Source organism: Campylobacter sp. BCW_6465 (assembly GCF_001762815.1).
GTDB classification, from domain to species: Bacteria; Campylobacterota; Campylobacteria; order Campylobacterales; family Campylobacteraceae; genus Campylobacter_D; species Campylobacter_D jejuni.
Map to the genome: position 1 here is coordinate 1,427 of NZ_MJXN01000099.1, position 2,098 is coordinate 3,524.

4 protein-coding genes are annotated in these 2,098 nt (G+C 20.4%); 3 read left to right on the forward strand and 1 reads right to left on the reverse strand.

Features of this window, described 5'->3' with window-relative positions:
• Positions 1 to 96 precede the first annotated feature (96 nt).
• Together AJ886_RS10810 and AJ886_RS10815 are read left to right on the forward strand one after the other, a co-directional pair.
• Positions 97 to 327: a hypothetical protein gene (locus AJ886_RS10810; RefSeq protein ID WP_060787640.1), complete on the forward strand. Its 231-nt coding sequence runs from the start codon at positions 97 to 99 to the stop codon at positions 325 to 327.
• Between the two features lie 26 nt (positions 328 to 353).
• The gene (locus AJ886_RS10815) at positions 354 to 680 is read left to right on the forward strand and encodes a hypothetical protein (RefSeq protein ID WP_052799526.1); all 327 of its coding nucleotides are present in this window, start codon (positions 354 to 356) and stop codon (positions 678 to 680) included.
• Positions 681 to 850: 170 nt separating this feature from the next.
• On the opposite strand, the gene AJ886_RS07105 is transcribed toward AJ886_RS10815, so the two are convergent.
• The gene (locus tag AJ886_RS07105) at positions 851 to 1,114 is read right to left on the reverse strand and encodes an EexN family lipoprotein (RefSeq protein WP_052799518.1); all 264 of its coding nucleotides are present in this window, start codon (positions 1,112 to 1,114) and stop codon (positions 851 to 853) included.
• Between the two features lie 411 nt (positions 1,115 to 1,525).
• Between AJ886_RS07105 and AJ886_RS07110 the strand changes: the two genes are divergently transcribed.
• On the forward strand, positions 1,526 to 2,086 hold the full coding sequence (locus AJ886_RS07110; protein WP_002802083.1) for a hypothetical protein: 561 nt from the start codon (positions 1,526 to 1,528) through the stop codon (positions 2,084 to 2,086).
• The last annotated feature ends 12 nt before the right edge of the window (positions 2,087 to 2,098 follow it).

The following is a 2,098-nucleotide window of genomic DNA, read 5'->3' on the forward strand; positions in this document are numbered from 1 at the left end:
AACAAAGTAAATTTTTTAAATATTGTTTTAAAATTTATAGTTTTTGTTTTATTTTTTAATTTATAAAAAATTTTAAAGATAAAACGAAAAGAATATATGAGAAGATATTATGATAGTGAAACTTTAAAATCTATTCTCGGACAAAAGACTAGTTTAGAATATAGCGATGATTTAGAATGTCTTTCTAAGAATACTATATATAAAATTATTTTATCTGAGAAACAATATAATTTTCCTTATGTAAATATTTTTGAAGATAAAATAGAAAATAATTTTACAGCTAGTTTTATAAAAAATGAAGATAGAAAAAAGCTAAAGAACATTTAAAAGCCATATTTTTAAATGCAAATCATTTGTTTGTTTATGATAAATTTATAAATAAAAATCAGAAGCAATTTATAAAATTTGCTGAAGAATGCTTTCCGAGAAAAAAATTAAACATTTTTTATCCTATTGAAAATATAATGAAATTTCCCAAAAATTTATGTTCCAACTTGAAAAATATATATAAAGAATGGTTGGTTGTAGAGAATAAAGATGCTGAAATTAACGAAAAATATGATTATTTGCACGATAGATATATAATTGTAGATAAGAAAATTCAAATTATCTTAACTAGCAGCATTGATAATTTAATGAATATTAAAAAAGATTTTACATATATAATAAGAGAATTATAAAATAGTAATTAATGTATAATATTAATTACTAAAAATAACTATTATATATTAAAAATTAGTAATATATAATAGTATTTACTTTCAAACAATCTTATTATTTGTGACTATTTGTCTTATAGCATCAACAATTTGTTGTATGCTTTCGCCTAGAGTTTGAAAAAGATCTAAATTCATTTGTTGTTCTTAAAAAAATCTTTAGCACTTGATAATGGCTTTTGAAATGACTTAGAATAGTTTGCTTTATAAGCATTTGCACATTCTGTGTCAGTTTGTGCAGAATTAGCATTTTTATCGCATTCTTTGATTTTAGCTTCTAATTCTGTAGCATTTTTTGGATCTTCGTAATATTGCACTGTTTTTGGCTCTGAAGAGCAAGCAGAAAAAACACAAGCAGTAACTATACTTAATAAACTTAGTTTAATTAAATTTTGCATAAAAGTTCTTTTTTCTATAATTTTATATATATTTATAGTAACTATAATATACTAATATTTATTAATATATAATAAAATTAATTTTAAATAATAATATTATTATATAATATTTCACAAAATAATTATAAGAAATAATTATTTTTTATTTTAATATGATGAATTATCTTGTTATATCTTTTTGAGATATTGTTTTTGTAGGATTTTCAAAGGTATTAAGTTTATTATGAAAATCAATGAAATTTAATTGTTTTTTGACTTCATGCTACCTACACATTTAGAAGATTATTTAGAATATAAAACAAAACTATCACTAAAAAATCAAAGAAACAAAAATAAATATTATTTATTTTTATTATTTATTAATAAATAATAATATATAATATTATACAAAAATATAAAAAAGGTTTTTTAATGATAATATCTGTTATAAATAAAAAAGGTGGTGTTGGAAAGACTCCTTTTGCTTTTTCAATTGCTAAAGATTTAGAATATTTTTTACAAAGCAATGATAATTCTATTATAGAAAAAATTTATCCTGAAAAAGCAAAAATTTTACCAACTCCAAAAAAAATAGATAATTGCGTTTATGATTTTGGTGGGTTTGTAGAAAAAGGAGTATTGGATATTATTAAAGAAAGCAATAAGATTATTGTTCCTTGCACGAGTAATTATAATTCTTTACTTAGAACATTAGAAACTTTAAACGAAATAGGTAATGATGGTAAAGTTTGTATTTTAGTTACAGACTATAGAGATGAGAAAGAAAAAAAGCAAATTTGTGAAACTCTTGAAAGCAATTTTACAGATTTAAATCTTTTTTTCTTTAAATTTTCAAAGATAATTGAAAATTCTATGAGTAGTGGAGCTTCTTTTACTGAACTTTATAATGAAAACAATCTTTCAAGATTAAGCTATACAAACTTTTTCAATGAATATCAAAGACTTTTAGATTTTATTAGAAAGGATAAATAATAATGGAAAAAA

Excerpts from the sequence above, each read along its gene's own strand:
- AJ886_RS07105 (WP_052799518.1), bottom strand. The coding sequence starts at position 1,114 with ATGCAAAATTTAATTAAACTAAGTTTATTAAGTATAGTTACTGCTTGT.
- AJ886_RS10810 (WP_060787640.1), top strand. The coding sequence starts at position 97 with ATGAGAAGATATTATGATAGTGAAACTTTAAAATCTATTCTCGGACAA.
- AJ886_RS07110 (WP_002802083.1), top strand. The coding sequence starts at position 1,526 with ATGATAATATCTGTTATAAATAAAAAAGGTGGTGTTGGAAAGACTCCT.